20 protein-coding genes and 1 pseudogene are annotated in these 24522 nt (G+C 70.9%); 10 read left to right on the plus strand and 11 right to left on the minus strand.

Features of this window, described 5'->3' with window-relative positions:
* Window positions 1–472 (plus strand): glycoside hydrolase family 43 protein (locus tag AB0G28_RS45965; protein WP_361104782.1); only part of this gene is annotated, 472 nt, incomplete at its 5' end.
* A 90-nt stretch (window positions 473–562) separates the two neighbouring features.
* Here the strand turns inward: AB0G28_RS45965 and AB0G28_RS45970 are convergent.
* From AB0G28_RS45970 to AB0G28_RS45995, 6 genes and pseudogenes are all read right to left on the minus strand, one after another.
* Window positions 563–4213 carry a glycoside hydrolase family 3 C-terminal domain-containing protein gene (locus AB0G28_RS45970; protein ID WP_361104785.1) on the minus strand — a complete coding sequence of 1217 codons (3651 nt, stop codon included), beginning with the start codon at window positions 4211–4213 and terminating at the stop codon, window positions 563–565.
* Between the two features lie 35 nt (window positions 4214–4248).
* A complete protein-coding gene (locus AB0G28_RS45975) occupies window positions 4249–4677 on the minus strand; it encodes an RICIN domain-containing protein (RefSeq protein ID WP_361104833.1) in 429 nt (142 codons plus the stop codon).
* Window positions 4669–5226 (minus strand): annotated as a pseudogene (locus AB0G28_RS45980) (glycoside hydrolase family 11 protein); the annotation flags it as partial. The pseudogene AB0G28_RS45980 and the gene AB0G28_RS45975, both read right to left, overlap by 9 nt.
* Window positions 5227–5446: 220 nt before the next feature.
* Complete coding sequence (locus AB0G28_RS45985; RefSeq protein ID WP_361104788.1) at window positions 5447–6142, minus strand: hypothetical protein; 696 nt, start codon at window positions 6140–6142, stop codon at window positions 5447–5449.
* Complete coding sequence (locus AB0G28_RS45990; RefSeq protein ID WP_361104791.1) at window positions 6139–7020, minus strand: ABC transporter ATP-binding protein; 882 nt, start codon at window positions 7018–7020, stop codon at window positions 6139–6141. Before AB0G28_RS45990 ends, AB0G28_RS45985 begins: the two co-directional genes overlap by 4 nt.
* Window positions 7017–7388, minus strand: a complete 372-nt coding sequence (locus tag AB0G28_RS45995) for a GntR family transcriptional regulator (RefSeq protein WP_361104794.1) — start codon at window positions 7386–7388, stop codon at window positions 7017–7019. The genes AB0G28_RS45990 and AB0G28_RS45995 overlap by 4 nt, the downstream gene beginning before the upstream one ends.
* A gap of 152 nt (window positions 7389–7540) precedes the next feature.
* Here AB0G28_RS45995 and AB0G28_RS46000 point away from each other — a divergent pair, with 152 nt between their 5' ends.
* Together AB0G28_RS46000 and AB0G28_RS46005 are read left to right on the plus strand one after the other, a co-directional pair.
* Window positions 7541–8914, plus strand: a complete 1374-nt coding sequence (locus AB0G28_RS46000; protein WP_361104797.1) for an RICIN domain-containing protein — start codon at window positions 7541–7543, stop codon at window positions 8912–8914.
* A gap of 125 nt (window positions 8915–9039) precedes the next feature.
* Window positions 9040–9894: a dienelactone hydrolase family protein gene (locus AB0G28_RS46005; protein WP_361104800.1), complete on the plus strand. Its 855-nt coding sequence runs from the start codon at window positions 9040–9042 to the stop codon at window positions 9892–9894.
* Window positions 9895–9981: 87 nt separating this feature from the next.
* Here the strand turns inward: AB0G28_RS46005 and AB0G28_RS46010 are convergent, their stop codons facing one another.
* Together AB0G28_RS46010 and AB0G28_RS46015 are read right to left on the minus strand one after the other, a co-directional pair.
* Window positions 9982–11559: a long-chain-fatty-acid--CoA ligase gene (locus tag AB0G28_RS46010; protein ID WP_361104803.1), complete on the minus strand. Its 1578-nt coding sequence runs from the start codon at window positions 11557–11559 to the stop codon at window positions 9982–9984.
* Window positions 11560–11710: 151 nt separating this feature from the next.
* The gene (locus AB0G28_RS46015; RefSeq protein ID WP_361104806.1) at window positions 11711–12871 is read right to left on the minus strand and encodes an MFS transporter; all 1161 of its coding nucleotides are present in this window, start codon (window positions 12869–12871) and stop codon (window positions 11711–11713) included.
* 84 nt (window positions 12872–12955) lie between these two features.
* Between AB0G28_RS46015 and AB0G28_RS46020 the strand changes: the two genes are divergently transcribed.
* The gene (locus tag AB0G28_RS46020) at window positions 12956–13849 is read left to right on the plus strand and encodes a LysR family transcriptional regulator (protein WP_361104808.1); all 894 of its coding nucleotides are present in this window, start codon (window positions 12956–12958) and stop codon (window positions 13847–13849) included.
* A 151-nt stretch (window positions 13850–14000) separates the two neighbouring features.
* Here AB0G28_RS46020 and AB0G28_RS46025 read toward each other — a convergent pair whose 3' ends face one another.
* Together AB0G28_RS46025 and AB0G28_RS46030 are read right to left on the minus strand one after the other, a co-directional pair.
* Window positions 14001–14813 (minus strand): endo alpha-1,4 polygalactosaminidase, encoded by an 813-nt coding sequence (locus AB0G28_RS46025; protein WP_361104810.1) that lies wholly within the window; start codon window positions 14811–14813, stop codon window positions 14001–14003.
* Window positions 14814–14866: 53 nt separating this feature from the next.
* Window positions 14867–15511 carry a GntR family transcriptional regulator gene (locus tag AB0G28_RS46030; RefSeq protein ID WP_361104836.1) on the minus strand — a complete coding sequence of 215 codons (645 nt, stop codon included), beginning with the start codon at window positions 15509–15511 and terminating at the stop codon, window positions 14867–14869.
* 77 nt (window positions 15512–15588) lie between these two features.
* Here AB0G28_RS46030 and AB0G28_RS46035 point away from each other — a divergent pair, with 77 nt between their 5' ends.
* Complete coding sequence (locus tag AB0G28_RS46035; RefSeq protein ID WP_361104813.1) at window positions 15589–16596, plus strand: YbhB/YbcL family Raf kinase inhibitor-like protein; 1008 nt, start codon at window positions 15589–15591, stop codon at window positions 16594–16596.
* A gap of 30 nt (window positions 16597–16626) precedes the next feature.
* Here the strand turns inward: AB0G28_RS46035 and AB0G28_RS46040 are convergent, their stop codons facing one another.
* A complete protein-coding gene (locus AB0G28_RS46040; RefSeq protein ID WP_361104816.1) occupies window positions 16627–18888 on the minus strand; it encodes an AAA family ATPase in 2262 nt (753 codons plus the stop codon).
* A 237-nt stretch (window positions 18889–19125) separates the two neighbouring features.
* Between AB0G28_RS46040 and AB0G28_RS46045 the strand changes: the two genes are divergently transcribed.
* The 5 genes from AB0G28_RS46045 to glyA all read left to right on the plus strand — a co-directional run bounded on the left by AB0G28_RS46045 (window position 19126) and on the right by glyA (window position 24288).
* Window positions 19126–20124, plus strand: coding sequence for an ABC transporter substrate-binding protein (locus AB0G28_RS46045; RefSeq protein WP_361104819.1), 999 nt, complete (start codon window positions 19126–19128; stop codon window positions 20122–20124).
* Window positions 20121–20879 (plus strand): ABC transporter ATP-binding protein, encoded by a 759-nt coding sequence (locus AB0G28_RS46050; protein ID WP_361104822.1) that lies wholly within the window; start codon window positions 20121–20123, stop codon window positions 20877–20879. Before AB0G28_RS46045 ends, AB0G28_RS46050 begins: the two co-directional genes overlap by 4 nt.
* Window positions 20876–21634, plus strand: a complete 759-nt coding sequence (locus AB0G28_RS46055; RefSeq protein ID WP_361104825.1) for an ABC transporter permease — start codon at window positions 20876–20878, stop codon at window positions 21632–21634. Before AB0G28_RS46050 ends, AB0G28_RS46055 begins: the two co-directional genes overlap by 4 nt.
* Before the next feature lie 215 nt (window positions 21635–21849).
* Window positions 21850–22851: a ParB/RepB/Spo0J family partition protein gene (locus AB0G28_RS46060; RefSeq protein WP_361104828.1), complete on the plus strand. Its 1002-nt coding sequence runs from the start codon at window positions 21850–21852 to the stop codon at window positions 22849–22851.
* Window positions 22852–23025: 174 nt separating this feature from the next.
* Complete coding sequence (gene glyA / locus AB0G28_RS46065; RefSeq protein ID WP_361104831.1) at window positions 23026–24288, plus strand: serine hydroxymethyltransferase; 1263 nt, start codon at window positions 23026–23028, stop codon at window positions 24286–24288.
* Window positions 24289–24522: the final 234 nt, after the last annotated feature.

Below are 24522 nucleotides of genomic sequence, written 5' to 3' on the forward strand. Positions count from 1 at the left end.
GACCACCCGGGACTTCCGCACGTTCAGCGAGCCGAAGACGTGGTTCGACCCGGGGCATTCGGTGATCGACTCCACGGTGATCCGGGACGGCGGCGCGTACTACCGGTTTTCCCAGGACGACCGCGGCCCCGGCGGTGGTGGCTCGACGCCGTGCGGCCGGTACATCACCGAGGAGAAGTCCAAGGCCCTTCTGAGCCGCGGCTACGACCTGGTGAAGGAGTGCATCGGCAAGGACGCGATCGTCGGCGGCGAGGGCCCGCTGGTGTTCCGCTCGAACACCGAGCAGAAGTGGTACCTGTTCATCGACGAGTACGGCGGCGCCGGGTACCGGCCGTTCGAGACCACGGACCTGGACTCCGGCGACTGGCGGCCGGTGCCGGACGCGCGGCTGCCCGGCAAGCCCCGGCACGGCACGGTCCTGCCGGTGACCCCGGCCGAATACCACCGGCTGGCCGCGGCCTACGGGCGTTAGCCGGACGTCCTGAACGACTCGTTCAGGACGTCCGGCGTCCTGAACGAGTCGTTCAGGACATCGCGACGGCGGCCCGGCCGACCCCGGACGTCAGCCGATGGCCATGGTGAAGATGTGCATCGCCGCCGTGCCCATCTGGGCGCCGTCGCTGACGTCCGGCAGCGTCACGGACTTCACCGTCTTGCCCGGCTGCAGCGGGATCGGCGCGTAGTACAGGCTCACCCGCTGGTCCAGCCGGCCGTTGCTGTTGTTGAGGTACGGGAGCGTCGTCAGGATGTCGCCGCCGGTCGCCGCGTTGGCCCACCAGTCCGCGAAGCTGACCGAGTGGGACTCCGTGGTGCCGTCGGTGTACGTCACCGTCGCGGTCCCGCTCGGGCTGCCGTAGTCGCCGGCGCCGATCAGGCCGAGGGTGTGCCCGGAGCCGGAGATCTCGATGGTCTGGCCACCCGCCACCCCGCCGGCGACCACGTTGTCCGGGCTGCCGGTCCGCGCGTCCGGCCAGGTGAACGTCAGCCCGTCGTGGGTGAACGTCGCCCCCGGCGTGAGACTGGGCGTCGCGGCCGCCAGCGCCTGGGCGGAGAAGCTGGCGTTGCCGCCGTCGAAGTTGCCGCTGCCGGGGCTGGCGTCGTCGCTGATGCCGACGTTGTTGTACGCCGCGGGCAGCGACGCGTACGGCGGATGCGGCAGCACGACGGTGGTGGCGTCCACCGACGTCCCCGGCCCGTTGACCGAGGTGAACGTGGCCTGCCCCGACACGGCGAACTTGCCCGGCTGCGCCGAGGCCGGCACGCCGACCTGCCAGGTGGTGGTGACGGTCTGCCCGGCGGGGACGGTCGGGAAGGTCGACGGCGAGGTGGCCTTCGCGGTCCAGCCGTCGGGCACGCCGAGGGTCAAGGTCACGTCGGTCAGCGGCCGCGCACCCGCCGGGTTCGGCAGCGTGGTGGTGACGGCGTAGGTGCCACCCGCCTCCACCTGGCCGGGTGCGGTGAGCGTGAACGGCTGCTTGACCACGACAGGCGTGGTGCCGGTGACGCCGTCGACCGTGACGCTGATGGTCGCGACCCCGGGTGCCACCATGGTCACCTTGCCGGTCCGGCTCACCTGGGCGACCCGCGGGTCGCTGCTGCGGTAGCCGATCCGCGTGCGGGAAAGGTCCACAAAGGACTGGTCGGTGCGCACGGCCTCGACGACGTGGTCGGCGGGCACGTGCTGCGCCGCCTGGGCGGTGTCGTCGGCGATCCACGGGTTCCTGCCGGTCAGGTCGAGGCTGTCTCCCGGCGCGAACACCACCTGGCCGGGCTGCACGGTCACGTACCGCGTCCGCGGGGTGATGCGCCCGGTGACGGCCACCGTGGCCGTGCCGGCGAGGTGGCCGGCGTCGGCGCCCACGCCGAACCGGTAGGCACCGTCGTACACCACCTGCCGGTGCTTGCCCTCGTCCCAGAACGCCAGATCGCCGATCCGCACCGGGATCGCCACGTGCTGGGTCTGGCCGGGCGCGAGCACGTTCGTCTTCTTGAAGCCGGCCAGGCGCTGTCGCGGCAGTTCCACTCCGGGCACGGTGAACGCCGTGGCGGCGTACAGCTGCGCGACGGTGGCGCCGGGCGTGGTGCCGGTGTTCGTGACGTCCACGTGCACGGTGACCTGCCCGTCGGCGTCGACGCCGCGGGTGTCGGCGTGCACGTGCGAGTAGGCGAACTTCGTGTAGGAAAGGCCGTACCCGAACGGATAAGCGGGCGTGCCGGTGAAGTACTGGTAGGTGCGGCCGATCCCGCCGGTCTGCGACGGCGTCAGGCCGTAGTTCTTGATGTCGGGCAGCTGCGTGTCGTCGGCGTACCAGGTGAAGTTCAGGTGCCCGCTGGGATTCTGCTTGCCGAACAGCACGTCGGCCAGCGCGGTGCCCTGGCTTTCGCCGTTGTACGCGCTGAAGACGATGCCCGGGATCCCCTGGGCGTGGCCGAGGGAAACGGCGCCGCCCGCCTGGACGGCCAGCGCGGTCCGCGGGTTGCCCACTGCCTTGACCTGGTCGATCAGCGAGTCGTAGTTGCCGGGCATGGCGATGGTGGTGCGGTCGCGGCCTTCGGTGGCCACGCTGCCGTCGGTCCCGGCGAACACCACGACCAGATCGGCCGTCTTCATCGCGGCCGTGGTCTGCGCCGAGCAGCTCGCCGGCGTGGTCGTGCCGGTGGACGTGCCGCACGCGTCGAACGTGATCGTGGCACCCGGGTTGGCCGCCTTGACCGCGGAAGTGATGCCCTGCACCGCGTTCACCTGGACGGCCGGTTCGCCGGAGTAGCCGCCGAGGGTGACCTTGCCGGCGAGATCGCCGACGACGACCACGCTGCCGAGCTTCGCCGGATCGGCGGGCAGCAGCGGCGCGCTCGTGCCGGCTACCGCGTCGTTCTTCAGCAGCACCAGCGAGTTGGCGGCGACCTTCGCGGCCAGCGCCTGGTGTTCGGCGCTCTGGATCTGATCCTTGGTGATCTTCGTGTAGGCCACCCGGCCCGCCGGGTCGAACTCGCCGGTCTGCATGCGCAGGGTGAACACGTGCACGAGCGCGTTGTCGAGGACGCCTTCGGACAGCACCCCGGCCTTGATGGCTTCCTGGATGTTGGCGAGGGTGGCTTCGGAGCCGGTGCAGTTGAGCTGGGTGCCCGCGCGCAGCGCGTAGGCCTGGCCGCCGGCGGCGCCGGAAACCTTCTGGCCGGTCGCGGTGTTCGTCCACTGGGTCGCCGCGCCGGCGGTGGAGGTGGTCCAGCCCGGCGGCGCCCAGTTGTGGCTGCCCGGCGCGTAGATGTCACCGACCGCGCCGCAGTCGGACGTCGTGTACCTGTCGAAGCCGTAGGTGCGCTGGGCGAGCGCGTTCGCCGTGTACGTGTTGGCGGGTGCCGGCGTGCCGTTGATCGCGTTGTACGACGTCATCAGGCCGGACACGTGCGCGTCCTGGATCAGGCTCCGGAACTGCGCGGTGTAGTAGTCGCGGATGTTCGCGTCGGTGGTGTCCGAGGAGTCCGCGTGCCGGTCGTTCTCGACGTCGTTGAGCGCGTAGTGCTTGGCCGTGGCGGCGACCTTGAGGTACGGCGTCATCGGCCGGCCCTCTCGCGTCTGGCCCTGGTAGCCGTTGACGAACGCGCCGGCCATCTTCGCGACCAGGAACGGGTCTTCGCCGAACCCCTCGTCGGTGCGGCCCCACCGGGGGTCGCGGTCCAGGTTCACCGTCGGCGCCCAGTAGGTCAGGGAGCCGTAGCCGTTCTTGTCGGGGCCGATGTTGTTCTGCGCCACGCCCCACAGCGACTTGTCCAGCATGCCGCGGGCCTCGTCGGAGATCGCCGTGGTCTCCTGGTAGATCAGGTCCGGGTCCCAGGACATCGTGCTCGCCAGGTTGGTCGGGAAGCTGGTGGCGTGCACCCCGCCGGTCGCCGTGCCGTGGTCGGTGTTCGCGCCGAGCGTGTTGAGCCCGTGCTGACCCTCGCTCCAGTAGGTGTACTGCTGCACGCCCAGCCGCGGGATGGCCGGCGCGCTGTTGGTGTGCAGCTGCAGCACTTTTTCGCCGAGCGTCATCCGGGACACGAGGTCCGCGGCCCGCTCGGCGAAGCTGTGGTGCGTGTCGAGGTACACCGGCGTCGCGGCCGTGGGCGGCGGGGCCGCCCACGCGGCCGGGACGAGCGTGGCCGCGGTCGTCGTCGCGGCGAGCAGGGAAGCGGCGGCGAGGCGTGCTCGCCGCCGGAGGAGCAAGGACATCGGATCTCCGTGGTGTCGGTGGTGCCCGGCAGGTGTTACCCGAGGGTCCAACGCTGGTTGCTCTGCCCGTTGCAGGTTCCGAGGTCGACGAGCGCGCCGTCGGCCGTGGAACCCCCGGTCACCTCGAGGCACAGTCCTGATTGGACTCCGGTGACCGTGCCGTTCGAGTTGAAGGTCCACTGCTGGTTGGTGCCGCCGTTGCAAGACCAGGTCTCGACCTTGGTGCCGGGGCTGGTCTGCTTGCCGTAGGCGTCCAGGCAGAGGGTGGTGCCGTTCATGGTGGCGGTCAGCCGGCCCGAAGAGGTGCGGGTCCAGGTCTGGTTGGCGCCGCCCCAGCAGGAGTAGATCTGCAGCTGCGCGCCCGGCGTCGTCGAGGCGTTCGGCACGTCGAGGCACTTGCCCGCGCCCTCGGCGCGCAGGGCGCCCGTCGTGCCGTCGTTCCCGCCGGATCCGCCGAGGACGATGTTCGAGTTGCCGCTGCTCTGGTAGCCCTCGGTCGCGAGGATCATGTAGTAGCTGAAGCTGCCCAACGGCATCCCGGCGCGGGCCCAGGCGTCGAAGTGGTTGCCGGTGGTGATGGTGCCGCCGGTCCGCCGCTGCTGCCGCACGCTCCAGTACTGGTTGAAGGTCTTGTTGCCTTCGACCGACGGCGCGTTGTAGCGGGTCGTCTGGTAGATGTCGTAGGTGCCGCCGTCGCTGGTGACGGTGCCCTTGTACGTCCCGGTCGGCCGGTAGCTGCCCCAGTTGTCGACGATGTAGTACTCGACGAGCGGGTTGGACGTCCAGCCGTAGAGTGACAAGTAGGCGTTGCCCGAGGGGTTGAAGGATCCGGAGTAGGTGACCGCCATACGGCTCCCGTTGGCCCATCCGGTGCCGCCGACGAAGTTCTCGACGTTGCTCCACGAGGTGCTGTAGTTGCCCCCGGAACCGAAGGTCATGCAGGCCGATCCGCCGCCGGCGGTCCAGAACGAGAAGTAGTAGCCGTTGCTGTTCCCGGTCTGGCTCGAACAGATCGTCCCGGCGGCGCTCGCGGTCCCGGGCAGGACGACGGCGGTGAGCGCGAGCACCGCGGAAAGCACGACGGCACGGGCGACGCCGAACAGGCGCCGGGCCCGGCCGCGGCACTCGGGATGGACAGGACGCACGGGGCCCTCCTTCGCTGGGGCTGACGGCGATTCTTGCGTCACCGTTCCCCGGAGTCCACCGAGCGTGTGAAACTTTCAGGCGCCGGGCTCAGGTCGTCGCGCGCCGGAGCACCAGCCAGGCCGCACCGCCGGACGCGAGCGCGAACACCAGCGGAACGGCGGCGAGCAGCGTGAGCGACGACTGGTCGCCGAGGAAACCCGTGATCGAGGGCCACCAGTGCAGCGTCGCCACCACGGCCCCGGCCGCGGCCAGCACCGCGGCGCCGCCGAAGACCGCGAGGTAGATCCCGGTTTGGCGCCAGCGCTGGAAAACCGCGCCCGCCAGCACGCAGATCGCCGACGTGGCGACGATCGGCCCGGTGTAGACAGCCCACTGCGCCACCAGGCCGTCCTGGTGCAGCGCGCCGATCCCGAAGATCCGGGATTCCCGGCCCCAGCCACCGGTCAGCTGCTCGACGGCGTCGAACGCCAGCAGCACCGAACCCAGCAGCGCTGCCTGCGCCGTGACGACCAGCGCCGTGGCCGCGGCGAACTGCCGCCGGGTCACCCCGAGCCCCAGTGCGAAGGGGAAGACCTGGGTCATCGTCTGCAGGTGTCCGGTCACGGCGACCCCCAGCAGCATCGGCAGCAGGTAGTTCTCGTGCGGGCCGATGGCGGTCTCGCCGTTGGAGATGTCGATGAGCAGGCCCAGGAGGGGCATCAAGGCCGGCATGGCCAGCGGGTAGGCCACCAGGGTGGGCCAGTTGACGAGCTGGATCCGCGCGACGTCGAGCACGCGTGTCATCGGGGTTCCTTCCCGGCGGCGACCGGCCCGCCGTGGCGTTGGGTGGTGCGGACGACCAGCTGCTGCAGGGAAACCGGCTCGAAGTCCAGCCCGGCCCCGGAGCGGTCCGGCGCCCTTGAGAGGGTGACGCGCAGCGCGTTGCCGACCCGCTCGCGGTGCAGTTCTTCGTATCCGGCGGCGAACCGCTCGACGGCGTCGGCGGGCCCGGTGACCGCGACGGCCTCGCCCCGCAGCGACTCGGCGTCGGCGTCGATCAGCACCTTCCCGCGGTCGAGCAGCACGACGCGTTCGATCAGGTCGCCGACCTCGTCGATCAGGTGCGTGGAAAGCACGATCGTGCGCGGGTGCTCGGCGTAGTCGGCGAGCAGCCGGTCGTAGAACAGCTGGCGCGCGACGGCGTCGAGGCCGAGGTACGGCTCGTCGAACAGGGTCAGCGGCGCCCGCGAAGCCAGCCCGATGATCACCCCGACCGCCGAAAGCTGGCCGCGCGAGAGCTTGCCGAGCAGCCGTCCGGCCGGGACGGCGAAGTCCGCCAGCAGTGCCGCGGCGTAGGAGCCGTCCCAGTCCGGGTAGAGCAGTTCCGCGGCGCGCAGGGCGTGCTTCACCCGGAACTTTTCCGGGTAGTGCTGGCTTTCCTTGATGAAGCAGACCCGCGAAAGCACCTCGGCGTTCTCGTACGGGTGCTGCCCGAAGACCTCCACCGTGCCGCTCGTTTCGCGGTCCTGCCCGGTGAGGATCTTCATCAGCGTGGTCTTGCCGGCGCCGTTGCGGCCCAGCAGGCCGTGAATGGTGTTCTCGGCGAGCTCCACGTCCACCCCGTCGAGGGCGGCGAGGGCACCGAACCGCTTGGTCACCCCGGTCGTGCGCACCACGTTCATCGCTGCGGCTCCCAGACGTCGATCAGCTTCTTGACCTCTTCGGCGTCGATGCCGAGCTTGCCCGCCTCCGCCATCATCGGGGCGAGGAACTGCCGCGCGAAGTCCCGGCGCCGCCGTTCGAGCAGCTGCGCGCGGGCGTCCGTGGCGACGAACATGCCGATGCCTCGTCTCTTGTAGAGGATCCCGTCGGCGACGAGCTGGTTGATGCCCTTCGCCGCGGTCGCCGGGTTGATCCGGTGGAAGGCCGCCAGCTCGTTGGTGGAGGGCACCTGCGTGTCCGCGGCCAGGCTGCCGTCGACGATCGAGTTCTCGATCAGCTCGGCGATCCGGAGGAAGAGCGGCCGCCCGTCGTCCTTCACGCCGGCCACCGCGGGGAGCGGTTCGCCGGTTCATTACTCATGTAATGAACCATGGAGGCTCGGAGTGGGTCTTGTCAAGCCTGGGTGGCAACGTCGAATCGTCGAACACGCGATTCGTTATCGTCCGCGTCCTTGACGGGCCGTCGTATGACTGCGTAGACATGTCAGCGCAGTCACACGGCTCACCAGGCACGACGCCCGGTGAGCGAGGCCGGACGTGGGGGCCGGTCGTCGACGACGTCGCCTACCCGGCGCAGTCCGCCCGGCCCGGCATGGCCACGGTCGCGCAACTGCCCGGCGGCCGGTGGATCATGACCTACGAGTACTGCGGCGCCCCGCAGGGCAGCTGCCCGGTGTACTACCGGATCGCCACCGACCCGGAGAAGTTCCTCCAGGCCGACGACCACCAGATCATCCTCGACGACGGCACCAAGCCGTGCTGCCAGCCGTTCGTCGTCTGGACGCCGGCAGGCGGGCCGCAGGGCACGATCGTGGTCAGCGACGGCGGCCAGACCGCGCTCGCCGTCAACACCGCCGGCGGCGACCCGGCCCAGTGGCGGTCGCAGGCGTCCAACGCGCCCGGCGGATACAGCCGCGGCCTGATGGTGATGCCGGACGGCAACACCGTCATGTCGGTCACCGGCGGCTGGCACGACAGCAACTACCTCAACACCGTCGAGTTCGCCCTCGATCACGTCGCGCCGGGTATTTCGACCGGAGCGACGTACACGCTGACGAACGACCACTCCGGCTTGAACCTCGGTGTCAACGGCACTTCGGTGGTCCAGCAGAACGCGGGCACGCCGTGGGTGCTCACTCGGCAGCCGAGTGGGTACTTCATGGTGGCCGACGCGGGCCGCGTCCTGTCGGTCGCCGGTGAGTCCACAGTGGACGGCGCGTGGCTGGAGCTGCGCACGCCCTCGCCGGGGTCGGCGACCCAGGAATGGGCCGTCGTGCGGCAGACCGACGGGACGTACGAGCTGGTGAACCGCAAGAGCGGCAAGCTGCTGGAGGACCTCGCCTGGTCCACCTCGCCGGGCGCGCCGATGGACCAGTGGTCGGACACCGACGGCCGCAACCAGCGGTGGACCCTGCGTCAGACGGCGTTGCCGAACTTGACGGCCGGCGACTTCACGATCCAGAACCAGCTGGGCCAGTACCTGGAGATCCCGGGCGGTTCCACGGCGCCGGGCACGCAAGCCGACCAGTGGTGGTACGCCGACCAGCCATGGCACCTCTGGCACTTCGTCGCAGCGAACGGCGGCTACCGGATCGTGAACGCGAAGTCGGGCCTGGCGCTGACCGACACCCACCCGGTGGGCAGCGAGGCGATCACCCAGACCGCCGTCGACACCGGGAACGCGCAGCAGGTGTGGACGCTGGTTTCGAGCGGGGACCGGACGCTGATCGAGAACGTGGGCAGCGGCCGGTTCGTCACGATCACGAACGGGTCGCCGTCGAACCTGGCGAAGGCGGTTTCCTGGACGGAGATCGACACGCCGGACCAGTTCTGGACCGTGCGCCGGATCAACTGACGCCTTCGTACGGCACCGGCGCTGGTAACTTTCAGCGTCGAGTTGTGGCGTCCGCGCCGGTGCCGGGACTCTCGGGTGAGCGCGACCGGCTTCCGCCCGTCGCGTTCACCCGAGGAGGTAAGGCAATGCGACGCGTTCTCTCCCGAGCCGTGGCCACGGCCGTGGCGGTCCTGGGCCTGGTGACCCCCGCCTCCGCCGCGGCCAACCCGTACCAGCGGGGGCCGGACCCGGCCCTGGCGAGCGTAGCGGCACCGTACGGGCCGTTCGCGACGGCGCAGGCGAAAGTGCCGCCCGGCAACGGGTTCAACGGCGGGTACGTCTACTACCCGACGGACACCAGCCTGGGCACGTGGGGCGCGGTCGCGATCGTGCCCGGTTACTCCGCCCTGTTCGCCGACGAAGAGGCGTGGATGGGCCCGCGGCTGGCGTCCTTCGGGTTCGTCGTCCTCGGCATCGAGACCAACAGCCGGACCGACAGCGCCGACGCCCGCGCCACGCAGCTGCTGGCGGCGCTGGACTACCTGACGCAGAAGAGCCCGGTGCGCACCCGGGTGGACGCGAGCAGGCTGGGCGTGCTCGGGCATTCGGCGGGCGGGGCGGGCGCCTTGCTCGCGGCGCTGCGGCGCCCGTCGCTGAAGTCGGCGGTCGGGCTGGCGCCCGGCTCCCCGGTGGGCAACCTGAACCTGGCCGGCGACCAGGTGCCGACGATGTTCATCGCGGGGCAGCGCGACCCGGTCGTCACCCCGGCCTACCTCGACCAGCTGTGGGCCACCCTGCCGGCGGCCCTGAAGAAGGCCTACGTGCAGATCGCCGGCGTGGACCACCTGTTCGCGACCCGGCCGAACACGGTGGAGATGCGTACGCTGGTCCCGTGGCTCAAGCTGGCCCTCGACAAGGACACGCGCTACGAGAAGTTCCTTTGCCCGTGGGTGGCGGACACGACGGGCATCTCGATGTACCGCAGCACCTGTCCGCTGTAGACCGTTCGGCAGGGACCACAGCGGACCTGCTCGGCCACGGATCCGAAGGTGTGCCGGCATCACCGGCCGCCTGCCGGCCGTCGAGGCCTACCTCGAGCGCGTCGGCGTCCGGAGCGTCCGATAGGCGATATCCCGCCCCGCGCGCTCCCAGACCACGCCGGGGCAGTCCAGGCCTTCCGCGGAAAGCCGCCGCTTGACGACCTTGAACGTCGACGTCCGCGGCAGCTCCCGGACCGTGCGGACGTACCTGGGCACCTGCTTGGGCCCGAGATCGGGCTGGCCGGCGAGGAAACGGCCGAACCCGCCGGGGTCCAGGGGTGTGCCGTCGGTGACGATCGCGGCCATCACCTGGTCCCCGGTCACCGGGTCGGGCACCGCGTAGACGGCGGCGTCGGTGATCGCGGGGTGCCGCAGCAGGATCCGCTCGATCGGCGCGGTGCCGAGGTTCTCCCCGTCGACGCGGAGCCAGTCGCCGAGCCGGCCGGCGAAGTAGCAGAACCCGCCGGCGTCGGCGTAGGCGAGATCGCCGGTGTGGAACCGGCCGCCGCGCAGCCGTTCCGCGTCGGCTCCGGGGTCGCGGTAGTACCCGGCGAACCAGCCGGCGCCCGCGGTGTTGACCAGCTCGCCGACGGCCTCCTCGGCGTTGCGCAGCCGGCCGTCGGAGTCGAACTCGGCCGGCGGGCACGGACGGCCGGTGTGCGGGTGCAGGATTTCCACGTCGGGGGTCGGCCTGCCGAGCGAGCCGGGCGGGGTGTCGTCGGTGCGGGAGAACCCCACGCCGCCTTCGGTGGAGCCGAACGCGTCGATGACCTTGCAGCCGAAGCGTTCCTCGAACGCCGCGAGGTCGGCGCTCGCGCCTTCGTTCCCGTACACCAGACGCAGCGGGTTGTCGGCGTCGTCCGGCCGCGGCGGCGTGGCGACCACATAGGACAGTGGCTTGCCGACGTAGTTGGCGTAGGTCGCGCCGAATTTCCGCACGTCGGGGAGGAAACCGGACGCGGAGAACCGGCGGCGCAGGGCGATGCTCGCGCCGGCCGCGAGCCCGACCGCCCAGCCGGCCATGACGGCGTTGGAGTGGAACATGGGCATCGTGACGTACACGGTGTCCGCTGTGGACAGTCCGAAGCGCTGGGCGAGCATCGCGCCGGGGAACGCGATCTTGCCGTGGGTGCAGCGCACGGCCTTCGGGTCGCCGCTGGTGCCGGAGGTGAAGATCAGCATGAGCAGGTCGTCGGCGGAGGAGGGGACGGGCTCGATCGGCGCGTCCGCCGACGGCCACGAGTCCAGGTCCCGCACGCCGATCCCGCCGAGATCCAGTCCCGCCAGCAGCGGCTGGTACTTCCGTTCGGCGAGCACGAACTGGCAGTCGGCGAGCCGGACGTCCCGCGCGAGGGCTTCGCCGCGCCGGGTCGGGTTGAGCCCGACCAGCACCGCCCCGGCGAACGCGCACGCACCCAGGAGGACGGAGAACTCCGGCACGTTGTCGGCCAGGATGCCGACGTGCGGCGGCTGGTCCCAGTCCAGCGTTCGCCGGAGGTCGCCCGCGCGGCGTGCGCAAGCCCGCACGTGCTCGGCCCACGAATACGTCTCGTCCTCGAACCGCAGGCCGGGACGCTCGTCCTCGGCCCGGGCCAGCAGGAGCTCGGTCACCGTCGGGACGCTCACCCGTGCACCTCCCGGCTCCGGCGATCAGAAGTGAAACACGTTCTATTTCTAGCACGGCACCCGTCGCGGTGTCATCGGTTGCTTTCGGGGAGATCGGCCAGTTGCTCGGTGCCCGTGGATCAGTGCGGAGGTGCTGCCGTTCCGTTGTCGTTCAGGGATTCCGGCGGCGCAGGGCCGGGCCGAGCGCCCGCTGGGCGGCGAACAGCGCGATCCCGCCGACCGCGCAGGCCGCGCCGAGGACGGTCCCGCCGGCCAGGTCGAGCAGCGCGCTCCCGGCCAGCGGGCCGAGGACCGCGCCGACGCTCCAGCTGGCCGAGGCGAGGCCCAGGTACCCGCCCCGCAGCTCGGCCGGGGCGAGGCCGGCGAAGGTGTCGCCGAACCGGACGGCGATCCCGATCTGGCCGAGCGTCCAGACGAGGACGGAACCGGCGAAGGCGGCGGTGCCGTGGCTGACGGCGCCCAGCCCCGCGCCCAGCCCGACCAGGAGCATCGAAGTGGCCGAAACCGTGGTGCCGTCGCGGTCGGCGAGCAGGCGGACCGCCAGGGGCTGGAGGACCACGACGGCGATCCCGTTCGACGCCAGCACGCCGCCGCAGGCCGCCGGGCCGAGACCGCCGGCTGTCATCAGCAGCGGCAATGTCGTGAACGTCTGCAGGAACAGCGTGAAGTAACCGGTGTGCAGCGCCAGCATCGCGAGCATCAGCCGGTCGCGCAGCACGGCGGGCAGCAGTGCCCGCCGCGTCCGCACCGAGCCCGCCGGCCGGGTCTCCGGCACCCGGCGCCAGACGATCAGCGCCGCGGCCAGCGACGAGAGCACGTTGATCCAGAACAGGAGCCCGTACCCGTCCTTGGCGAGGATCCCCGCGGCGACGGTGGCGACCGAGAAGCCGAGGTTGGCCGCCCAGTAGAGCACCCCGAACGCGCGGATCCGCTCGGGCGCGGGCAGGTCGGCCACCGCGGCCGACCCGGCCGGGCGGAACAGCTCGATCGTCAGCCCGGCGCCGAGGGCGGCCGCCCAGATCCCGGGCAGCGAGTCCGCCGAGCCGAGCGCGGTGAGCGCCGCGGCGGCACCCACGAAACCCGCCAGCATGGTGTTGCGCCGGCCGATCCGGTCGACGAGCCGGCCGCCGAGCACCTGGGAACCGATGTCACCCACGCCGATCGCCGCGACCACCGAGCCCGCGTCCGCGAGGGAGAGGTGCTGCGCCTGAGTCAGGTACAGCACCAGGAACGGCCGCACCACACCGCCGGCGCGGCCGACGAAGTGCGTGGCCGCCAGGGCCCGGACGAGTCCGGTTGCGCTAGTTGTCATGGGATCGACGCTAAGTCCGCGGATCCATCACGAAAAGCGATGATTTCCGATCGGATCGATCGCCATCGGCTATGTTAAGCGGCTATGGCCGACTTCGAGCTGCGCCACCTGAGGACCATGGCCGCCATCGCCGAGGAGGGGACGTTCGGGCAGGCGGCGGCCCGGCTCGGCTACACCCAGTCGTCGGTGAGCCAGCAGGTCGCCGCGCTCGAGAAGGCCGTCGGCGGCCCGGTCTTCGACCGGCCGGGTGGGCCGAGGCCGGTCCGGATCACGCCGCTCGGCGAGGTGGTCCTGGCCCACGGCCGCGAGCTCCTGACGAAGGCGGCGGCGCTGACCGACGCCGTGGACCGGTTCCGGGCGGGCCACGGCCGCGTCGACATCGGCACCTTCCCGGGCGTCTCGACCCTGATCCTGCCGGCCGTCATCCGCCGGCTGCTGGACGAACATCCCGGCTGCGACATCAGGCTGTCCGACGTGACACCGGCGGACCCGCGGCTCGGCGAGCTCGACCTGCTGTTCCACGACGGCCCGGTCGACGGCGGCACCGAGCACGTCAAGCTGTTCGACGAGCCGTACCTCCTGGTGACGGGCGCGGGCGCGGTGGCGGGCGACCCGGTCCCGGTGCGGCGGCTCGACGAGGTCCCGATGGTCGCCTGGCCGCCGACCCACCACCAGCGGTGGCTGGAGCGGACACTGGCCCGCGCCGGCGCGCAGCCGCGGTTCGTGTTCCGCACGACGGGCCACGAAACGATCCTGTCGATGGTGCGGGCGGGCATCGGCTGGGCGGTCCTGCCCTGGCTCGCCCTGCACGCCCACGACGCCTGGTCCGACGACCGCCTCGGCATCCACCGGCTGAAGCCGTCGCCCAGCCGCGAGCTGTCCCTGTACCGGCCCGCCGGGCGGACCGAGTCCCCGCTCGCGGTCCGGACCCGGGAGATCGCCGTCGACGTCGCCCGCGAGCTCGCCGAGCGGATGTAGCCCGGGTCAGTACACCGTGACCTTCCCGGTGGCCAGGTCGTACGACGCGCCCACCACGCGCGGCTTCCCCTGCGCGATCGGCCCGGTGAGCGACGCGGTCTTCCGCAGCGTCGTGACGACGCCGCGGAGTTTCCGCGAACCGCGGCATCCCTCAGCAGGTTTCGCGGACGTGGCCGGGTGCGCCCGCGGGGACGACGTCGCGGTCCCGGCGGACGATGCTGACCGAGCCGCCCCAGCGGTCGCAGGCGTCGGCCAGGCCGGCGTCGGTGTACTCGATGACGATCACGTGGTCGCCGAACGCGGCCGTGTACTCGCCACAGTTGTCCTGCTCGCCGCATTCTTCGACGACGGCGAAGTCGAGCCCGTTCGCCTCGCGCCGCCCGGCCAGCTCCGCGGTGTTCTTCTGCGCGATGGCCAGGCCCTTTTCGTGGGCGTGCGTGGAGAGCAGCCGGACGAAGGCCTGGGCGTCCTCGGCGGTCAGGAGGCCGTGGGAGCGGGTGTAGCTGTCGTAGTTGTCGGGTTCGATGGCCCGGTAACCCTTGGCCGCGCAGTCGTCGATCCAGCCGCCGGCCTTCGCCGCGACGCGCTCTCGCTTGGCCGGCGTGCGCAGGTCGAGCAGGGCCTCGTGCCACTCCTCGTCGATGACGAGCTCGCCGTTCGCGTCGCGCAACACGAGGTCGCCCCACTCGCTCTCGGCGCCGGGCTGGGCCTGGAAGGCGTTGACGTAGCAGATGTTGTAGAGCCCGGGAGCGGGCGGCGCGGCGTGGTCGCGGCTGACGACCTGGACGCCGGCCGCCGGCGGGTAGGCGCCGCCGAGCTGGTAGTCGAACGCGGCCTTGGCCGGCGGCGGGGTGACCGCCGCGGGCCGGGCCGGCTCGGGCGCGGGCGGGGCGGCCGGCTCGGCTGCCGAACACGCACCGCACAGAACGGCGACGGCGACGAGCCAGGCACGAGGACGGAACATCGGTCGGACTCCGAACGTCGGTGGGAAACGATTCTGCCCGGCTCGGACTGTCCTCAGTGGACCGGGTCGCCGGTCAGCGCCTCCGTGGTCAGGCTGAGGTGGCGGACCAGGGCTTCGGCCGCGGCGTCGGCGTCACGCGCCAACGCCGTCTCCTCCAGCAGGGCGTGCTCGGCCAGGTGGTCGCGGCCGGGCGTGCGGTGCGCGGACCAGCGGCGCGCCAGCTCGCTCGCGGTCCACAGCCGGTCGAACGTCTCCAGGAGGACCGGGTTGCCGCAGCCTTCCAGCAGGGTGCGGTGGAAGGTCCGGTGGGCCTCGGCCCATTCGCCGCTGTAGTGCGGGCCCTCGCCGCCGGCGAAGGGCGGGGTGCGGGCCAGCCGGTGGTGGGTGGCCCGCACGCGGGCTTCCCAGTCGAGGTCGCCGCGCTCGACGGACAGGCGCAGCACGAGCGGCTCGACGGTCCGGCGGGCCTCGGCGACCTCCTGCCAGCGGCGGTCGGAGAAAGCCGGGACGGCGAAGCCGCGGTTGGGCAGCCGGTCGGCGAGGCCGTCGCCGACCAGCCGCACGAGCGCCTCGCGCACGACGGCGAGGCTCACCCCGTGTGCCTGGGCGAGCTCCTGCGGTTTGAGCGCTTCGCCGGGGGAGTGGGTCCCGCGCATGATCGCGTCCCGCAGGTGCGCGTACACCTGCTCGGAGAGCATTTGCCGCTTCGGCTCGGTCACGCGGACAGCATAGACGATTCTGAAGATAATCGATTATCTGTGCTAGGGTCGATGGCATGAACGACCCGTTCGCCCGCCTGCCCGAGGCGGCTTCCTTCACTGTCACCAGCGCCACGATCACCGATGGCGCCGCCTTGCCGCTGGAGCACTGGTCCGCCGGCGTCCCCGGGGGCAAGGACGTCTCCCCGCAGCTGTCCTGGAGCGGTGCCCCGGACGGCACGAAGAGCTACGCCGTCACCGTCTACGACCCCGACGCCCCCACCGGGTCGGGGTTCTGGCACTGGGCGGTCGCCGGCATCCCCGCGACCGTCACAGAGCTGCCCGAGGGCGCGGGCGACGACACCGGCTCAGGCCTCCCGGAAGGGGCCTTCCAGCTGCCGGGCGACACCCGAGAGGCCCGTTTCGTCGGCGCGGCCCCGCCGCCCGGGCACGGCCCGCACCGCTACGTCATCGTGGTGCACGCCCTCGACACGGAGTCGCTCGCCGTCCCGGCCGGCGCCACCCCGGCGCTGCTCGGCTTCGTCATGACCGGCCACATCCTCGGCCGCGCGGTCCTGACCGCCACGGCGGAAACGCCGCTCGCGGGCACCGAACGCATCGAGGTCTCCCGGCTCGTCCCCGCCCCGGCCGACGCCGTGTTCGCGGTCTTGACCGACCCGGCGGGACATGTCGACATCGACGCGTCGGGAATGCTGATGGCCGCCGAAGGCCCCCGGGTGCGGCAGGCGGGGGACCGGTTCGTGGTGCACATGGACCGTGCCGCCCTCGGAGACGTCCCGCTCGGCAAGTACGACGTCGAGGTGGTGATCACCAAGCTGGTCCCGGACGAGGAGATCGCCTGGACCGTCGAGGGCCGGTCCGGCGCGCACGTCCGCCACATCTACGGCTACCGGCTGGAGCCCGCCGACGGCGGCACCCGCGTCACGTCGTACTACGACTGGTCGGAGATCGCCGAGGAATGGAAGCGGCACCTCACGTTCCCGGTGGTCCCCGAGTCGGCGCTCAAGGCCACCCTGGGAATCCTGGAGCGCACGGTACGGCGGCGGATCGCTCAGCCGCAGTAAAGTGCGGTCCGCGTCGGCGGTCCGGCAGTTTCAGGACTTCGTCCGGCCGGGCGGGGTGAACGAATCCGGGCCGGACCGTTCGAACTCCTGCTGGAGGTTCTCCCGGAGGGTCTTCGAGCTGGTGATCCCGCTCCGCAGGCCTTCCCCGAGACACCGTTCGGCCAGGGTGTCGAGGGAACCGAAGGTGACGACCTTGGTCAGTTTCTGCGCGCTGCGCTGGTCCATCTCGGCCATTTTGTGGCGGTACTCGTCGTCGCGGCCGGGATGCTCCCGCTGCAGTTCGACGATCTGCCGCTCCAGGTCTTCCCGGTGCGGCCTCATCTCCTCCTCGACCTTGGTCAGGTGCTGGGTGAACCAGCCGATGTGCTTGGCGTCCAGTGACCTTCCGGTGGAGCGGCTGCGCCAGGCCTTCAGGTAGCGCAGCTGCGCCTCGAGCACCGGATGACCGATGCGTGCGGCCTTGTCGAGGCGTCCCCGGCGCGTCACCGCGTCGTCGAGCTCGAACTTCTCGGCGTTGCTGTTGATGACGAAGACGATCCACCGGTTCTCCCGCAGCCGTTGCAGTCTCGGGAGCATGCCGGAGGTGATGAAGGCGCCCACCGTCCGGCTCTCGATGGTGGTCGCGCTGGGGCGCCACTTGAAGAACTCCTCGCACTCGTCGAAGAGGACCACCGCCCGCCGCAGGTGCATCAGGTCTTCGAAGATCTCGTCCGCGGCGGCTTCGAAACCCTCGATGCCGTTGCGGAGGAAAACCGGCGGCGACAGGGTGAGCAGGGGCCAGTCGAGTTCCCGCGCCATGGCGACGACGAGCGAGGTCTTGCGGGTTCCCGGTGGCCCGTACAGCAGGAACGAGGCCGTCTCGACCGGTCGCTCGTTGACGTTGTGGAGGGTCGGTTCCAGGATTTCCGACCTGATCCCGGTCACGATGCCGTTGTCCTGGGTGGGATCGACGAGGGAGGCGAACCTTTCGAGGCGGCTCTCCGGAAGCTGCCGGTCCCGCAGGACCTGGTAGCGGGTCTGGTGGGGGACGAGCCAGGTCAGGTCGGCCCAGAAGCTGCGGAACTCCGGCGCGCTCCTGGCCGCCCGGTACTTCCTGAGGATCCGTTCCTGCCGCGCCAGCCGCAGCGCTTCCCGGTACGCGAGCAGGAACTGCAGGACCACGGCTGTGGTCCAGGACTCGATCTCGTACCCGGCGCGCGTCCGGTCGTTGCGCCATCCGGTCGCGTGTTCGTGCTTGGCGAACGAGCTCTGCACCAACCGGAAAGAAGCGTCCATGGCCGGCAGCGCCGCCGTGTAGATGCCCAGATCGGACTCCTGGAGATCCAGGAGGGTGACGGTCGACAGGGCGAGGCTCAGCTCCACGCTGGGGATGTAAACCAGGCGCCGCCCGCCGAAACTGAGCACTCCGGCACTCGTCCACGTGCCGCGCTGTGACTGGTCCTTGACCAGCGCGGCCACTCCTTGCTCGATCAGGGGCGAGTCCGCGTCACCGGTGAACCTCGCCAGCAGCGCGCAGCAGCTGACGAGCGAGCTGGAGTCGAACCCGGGCGCGGGCAGCAGGTGCAGCCCCAGCTGCTGCACGATCTCGTCCCGGACGCGGTTGAGCAGCTGGGCCTGCGGAAAGGTGCCGTCGCGACCGTGCGCCGCGCCGGTGCCGACGTGCGCGAGGGTGCGGGCGGCGGCGTCGAGCGCGCGAATGCTGTGCAGCGTCAGGAAGTGGTGGGTGCGGGCCGACTCGTGAACCTTCACACCCTCCTCGGAGAGCTTCCCGCCGACGGCGTCGGTCAGCTCGACGAGGTACCCGACGAGCTTGCCGCGGAGCGAGTCCGGAAGCTCGAAACGGCACGTCGAACTCGTCACCGGGCTCAGCGCGAGGGAAAGTGACAACAGCAGCTGGGCGTCGGTGAACGGGTTTTCCCGGTTTTCCCCGTGGCCGCGGAGCAAGTCCAGGTCCAGGCTGAAGTAATCGGAAATCATCCGCCACACCGCGGTCCGGATCTTCTGCGCGACGAGCGAGGAGTGCGCGACCAGGTCGTTCTCGCTGAAGAAGTACGCGGCGGCGACCAAGGCCTGGAACGACCGGTTGTTCGACGTCGCCCCTTTGCCGCGCCCGAGCGCTTCGGGGCTTTGCGTTTCGTGGTCGGAGGAGTCCCCGTCCTCGCACCAGCTGTCCCGCCAGAAGTTGCCACTCGCGTCGTCCCACGTGCTCATCAACGATTCACAGGCGCGGACCAGCCACCTGTCGACGAGTTCGGTCGGGACTTCGCGGCTCCCCGGTGGTGTCTGGTACACGGCGTTTCCTCCATGCGTGGATCTGCGGTTCGTGGGCGTGCGCTCTCCCGGGTCGTCGGGGCACCGCGTGGTGCTACAACCCCACCGGGGTGGAAAAGGGGAACTCACCCGGATGGCGCATCCGAGACGTGAGACGAGGCCGGCCGCCGGCTGTTCATGCGAGTAGCGGTTGTCCGTGGTCGCGAAGAAGGTCGAAGCTACCGGGACAGGACCATCACCTTCGTCGGGGAGGGCGTCATGAGGCCTGGTCTGGCGGTCTTGCTCGCGGTCACGCTGGCCGCCACGGCGTGTGGCGGGTCCGGCGGCTCACCTTCCGCCGGCCGGGACAAGATCGGCTACCTGACGTCGTTCGGCACCTTCGGCCGTGACGCCTATGCCTACGTGGCCCAGGAGAAGGGCTTCTTCGCCGAAGCCGGGCTCGATGTCGCGATCACGCCGGGCAGTGGCACGGTGGACGTGCTCAAGCTGGTCGCCGGGGGACGGGCGGACGTCGGTACGGCGGACTTCACCGCCACCGCGATCACCGTGGCGAAGGAGAAGCTGCCGGTGACCGCCGTCGCGGCGGTGCACCAGCGGTCCCTCGCCGCGATCATCTCGATCGAGGGCGACGGCATCACCAAGCCGGCGGACCTGGCCGGGAAGAAGATCGCCGATCAGGCGGGCTCGACGAACCAGGTGATGTTCCCCGTCTACGCCAAGGCCGCCGGCCTCGACCCGGCTTCGGTGCGGTTCGTGCCCGCGGCGCCGCCCGCCCTGCCGCAGCTGCTGGCGAGCGGGCAGGTGGACGGCATCGGGCAGTTCGTCGTCGGCCGGCCGCTCATCGAAGCGGCGGCGCGGGGCCGGAAGGCGGTCGTGCTGCCCTACGGCGACCTGGTGCCCGACCTGTACGGCAACGTGGTCGTCACGTCGAAGGAGCTCGCCGCCAGGAATCCCGCGCTGGTGCGGCGGTTCACCGCGGCGCTGCTCAAGGGGCTCGGCTACGCGATCGAGCATCCCGGCGAGCTCGGCGCGACTCTCAAGAAGTACCAGCCGGCCCAGGACGCGGGGGTGGCGGGCGCCGAGATCCGGCTGATGGCGTCCTACGTCCGGCCCGCCGGGTTCACCGGCCCGCTCGGCCAGGTCGCGGAGGCGCGGGTGCGGAAGATCATCGGCACGCTCACGGACGCCGGCGCGATCCCGGCCGGTGCGCTCGCCCCCGCCGACGTCGTCTCCTTCGGGCTGGTGCCCCGGCCGTGATCGTGCTGGACGGCGTGACGCAGGTCTTCGACGGCCGGGCCGGACCGGTCCGGGCGCTCGCCGGCATCGACTTCGAGGTGGGCGAGAACGAGTTCGTCGCGGTCATCGGGCGGTCCGGCTGCGGCAAGTCGACGTTGCTTCGGCTCATCGCCGGGCTGCTGCCACCGACCGCAGGACGGATCTTCGTCGGCGGCGAGCCGGTGACCAAGCCGCGTCGCGACGTCTCGGTCATGTTCCAGCGCCCGGCGCTGTTGCCGTGGCGGTCGGTGCTGTCGAACGTCATGCTGCCGATCGAGATCTTCGGCCTGGACCGGAAGCCGTACCGCGACCGGGCGCACGAGCTGCTGGAGCTGGTCGGCTTGCGCGGCTTCGAGAAGCGGTTGCCCCACGAGCTTTCCGGCGGGATGCAGCAGCGTGTGTCGCTGTGCCGGTCGTTGATCCACGCTCCGGCGGTCATGCTCATGGACGAACCGTTCTCCGCATTGGACGCCCTGACCCGGACGGAGCTTTCCGGGGAGCTGCAACGCATCCAGCTGGAGCAGCCCAGGACCGTCGTCTTCGTGACGCACTCCGTCGAGGAGGCCGTCGTGCTCGCCGACCGGGTGGCGGTGCTCACCCCGCGTCCCGGCAGGCTCCGCAGGACCGTCGGCCTCGCCGTTCCCCGGCCACGCGAGCCCGGGCGGCCCGACGTCGATCAGGCAGGGCGCGAGCTGCGCGACCTGCTCACCGCACCGTCCGGCGAGGAAGGGACTTGAGCAAGCCGCGCCGGGGAATCGTGCTGCCCATCGTGGGGGTGCTGGCGCTCATCGGCCTCTGGTGGCTGGTGACGATCGTCTTCTCGATCGAGCGGTTCCTCGTCCCGAGCCCGGCCGACGTGGTCGCGTCGTTCCTCGAACTGCCGGGATACCTGCTCGGCCAGAGCCTGGTCACCCTCCTCGAGACCGTGGAGGGTTTCTCACTGTCCATTGTGGTCGGTGTGCCGCTCGCGATGCTGATCGTCCGTTCCCCGCTCCTGGAACGGACGTTCTACCCCATTCTGCTCGCGATGAACGCGGTGCCGAAGATCGCCGTCGCCCCGATCCTGGTGGTGTGGTTCGGCTTCGGCCAGGGACCGAAGGTGGTCCTGGTCGTGCTGGTGTGCGTCTTCCCCGTGGTCATCTCGACCGCGTCCGGGATGAAGTCCACGCCGCACGAGCTCGTCGAGCTGCTCCGCTCGTGGGATTCCTCCCGCCGCCAGGAGTTCTTCAAGCTGCGGTTCTTCCACGCCCTGCCGCAGATCTTCGTCGGCCTCAAGGTGGCGATCTCGCTCGCGGTCATCGGCGCGGTGATCGCGGAGTTCGTCGGCGCCGACGCCGGGCTCGGTTTCGTCATCGTGCAGTCCGGCGCCAGTGCCGACACGTCGCTGGCCTTCGCCGCGATGACCCTGCTGGCGATCATGAGCATCGCGTTGTTCCACGGGCTCGCCTTCCTCGAGCGGAAGCTGTTGCCGTGGGCCGAGGAGCACCGGTGACCGGCTTGCTCCGGGCCGGTGAGCAGTTACGCTTTTCGGGTTCTAGCCGGGTAGGCGAGTCGACAGGGGTCGCGCTGTCTCTCTAGACTCCTGGTTGCCGCCGGAGTCGATCAACCGTCCGGCTGGGTGGTCCCGCCGCGACGGGCGGCGAGCGGGCCGCAATCTTCACCTAGGGGGACGTCTTGCTGCACGCTCTCGACGGGGGAACCGAGTCTGTGCTCGAAACCGACGTGGCCGGCACCGCGGAGCCGGCCCGTCCTCCCGGGGGAAACCGGGACGAAACGATGCTGCGGCTGCCCATCGGCGCCTTGCTGCCGGCGGATTCGCCGCGGCTGCAGGGGGAAGACCACGAGCACGTCCGTGCGCTGGCCGAGGTGGACGAGGACCTGCTGCCGCCGGTGGTCGTGCACCGCCCGACGATGCGGGTGATCGACGGCATGCACCGGTTGCGGGCCATGGAACTGCGCGGCCGGGACACCGTGCGGGTGTGCTTCGCCGCCGGTGACGAAGATCCGTTCGTCCTGGCGGTGCAGCACAACATCCAAAGCGGGCTGCCGCTGTCGCTGGCCGACCGGACCGCGGCCGCGGCGCGGATCCTCGGACTGCACCCGTACTGGTCCGATCGCCGGATCGCGGCGGTGACCGGGCTTTCCGGGAGCACGGTCGGCGCGATCCGGGTGCGTTCGACTGGGAATTCCGCACAGTCGAACACGCGCCTCGGCCGCGACGGCCGCCGGCGCCCCGTCGGGCACGGTGCCGAAGGCCGCGTCCGGGCGGCCCGGCTCCTGCGGGAAAACCCGGACATGCCCCTGCGGCAGGTGGCGACGGCCGCGAAAATTTCGCCGTCGACCGCATTGGACGTGCGCGACCGGATGCGGGACGGCCGCGACCCCGTGCCCGACAAGCTCCGCAACGGCCACCACCGGCGGAAGAAGCCCACGCCCGACGTGCCGGCACCCCGGCCCGCCCCGGATTGGGAGTCGGACCTGAACCAGCTGCGCGTCGACCCCTCGCTGCGCTTCACCGACACCGGACGGTTCCTGCTGCGGCTGTTCGACGCCCGGTTGCTCGGTCACGGCGAGCGCGCCCAGCTGGTGACGAGCGTTCCGGCGCACTGCCGGATGACGGTCGCCCGCCTCGCGCGCGTCATCGGCACGGCCTGGCACCAGCTCGCGGCCGAACTCGAACAATGTCATCGGAATCGGGCCGAAACCTGACCGCGAAACCTCCGAAAGGGTGAAATACGGGGTGCGGGAGCCGATGGGCGCTCGCCCGGGCGCGCGAACCGGCTGCGGTAGGCTTTCCGCGCAGTTTGGTCCTGCCCCGGTGCCGACGTTCCGGCCACTCGTCCCGAGCGCGTTCTCCGGGCTTCCTGAAACAGAGAGCGAGCGATGCGAGACCGATTACAGGAGTACGACCCGGAGATCTTCGACGCGATTCTCGGCGAGGAGCGGCGGCAGCAGGCCGAGCTCGAACTGATCCCGTCCGAGAACTACACGTACCCCGAAGTGCTGGCCGCACTGGGCACCGTGTTCACGAACAAGTACTCCGAGGGGTATCCCGGGAACCGCTACTACGGGGGACAGACCTACACCGACGCCGTCGAACGGCTGGCCACCGCCCGCGCCCGCGAACTGTTCGGCGCGGAACACGCCAACGTGCAGGCGCTGTCCGGCGCCGCCATGAACCAGGTCGTGTACTACGGCCTGCTGGAGCCGGGTGACGCCATCCTCGCGATGGACCTGAGCCACGGCGGCCACCTGACGCACGGCTCGCCCGTGTCGCACATGGCGCGGGTGTTCGACTTCCACCGGTACAAGGCCGACGAGGCCGGGCGCATCGACTTCGACGAGGTCCAGCGCATCGCCGAGAAGGTCCGTCCGAAGATGGTGTTGTGCGGGCACTCCTCGTACCCGCGCGACATGGACTACGCCGGCTTCAAACGCGTCGCCGACTCGGTCGGAGCGCTGACGATGGCCGATGTCTCGCACATCGGCGGCCTGATCGCCGGCGGGGCGCTGCCCAACCCGCTGGACCACGGGTTCGACGTGGTCACCACGACCACCCACAAGAGCCTGCGCGGCCCGCGCGGCGGCCTGGTGCTGTGCAAGGCCGAGTTCGCCAAGCGGATCGACAAGAGCGTGTTCCCGGGCCTGCAGGGCGGCCCGCACATGCACACGATCGCGGCGATCGCCGTCGCGCTGAAGAAGGCGGCCGAGCCGGAGTTCCGCGAGTACGCCGCGCGCACCTTGTCCAACGCGCGGACGCTGGCCGGCCGGCTGCTCGAGCACGGGGTGGAGCTGGTCACCGGCGGCACCGGCAACCACCTGATCGTGGTGAACACGGTCGCCTCGTTCGACCTGCAGGGACGGGAGGCCCAGCAGCTGCTCGAACGGGTCGGGCTGGCCACCAACAAGCAGCTGATCCCGGACGACCCGCTCCCCGCGCAGCGGACCAGCGGTGTCCGGCTGGGCACGCCCGCGCCGACGACCCGCGGGATGGGCGACGCGGAGATGGTGACGGTCGCCGACGCGTTCGTCCGCGCCCTGCGCAACAAGGACGACGCCGAGGAGGCCGAGGCCGTCCGCGCCGAGGTCCAGCGGCTGTGCGCCCGTTTCCCGGCGCCCGGCCCGCTGCTGCCCGCATCCGCTTAGTGCCGCGCGTCGCAAGCTGTTGAACGTCCGGGCCGAGCGCCCCAATGAGGTTTTCTCAGTAGCGTCGAGGTCTGGTGTGGTGATGCGGGTTGACCCGCGCGGCTACCTGCGCCCGGCGAGCTCCTGTGGCCGGCGGTAGCCGTGAATCCCGCAGGGCTGCGGGGCTGGGGGTGTCTTGAACGAGTCGTTCGAGACACCCCAGGTCCTGAACGACTCGTTCAAGACATGAGGGGT

Source organism: Amycolatopsis sp. NPDC021455, assembly GCF_040640995.1.
Classification (GTDB): domain Bacteria; phylum Actinomycetota; class Actinomycetes; order Mycobacteriales; family Pseudonocardiaceae; genus Amycolatopsis.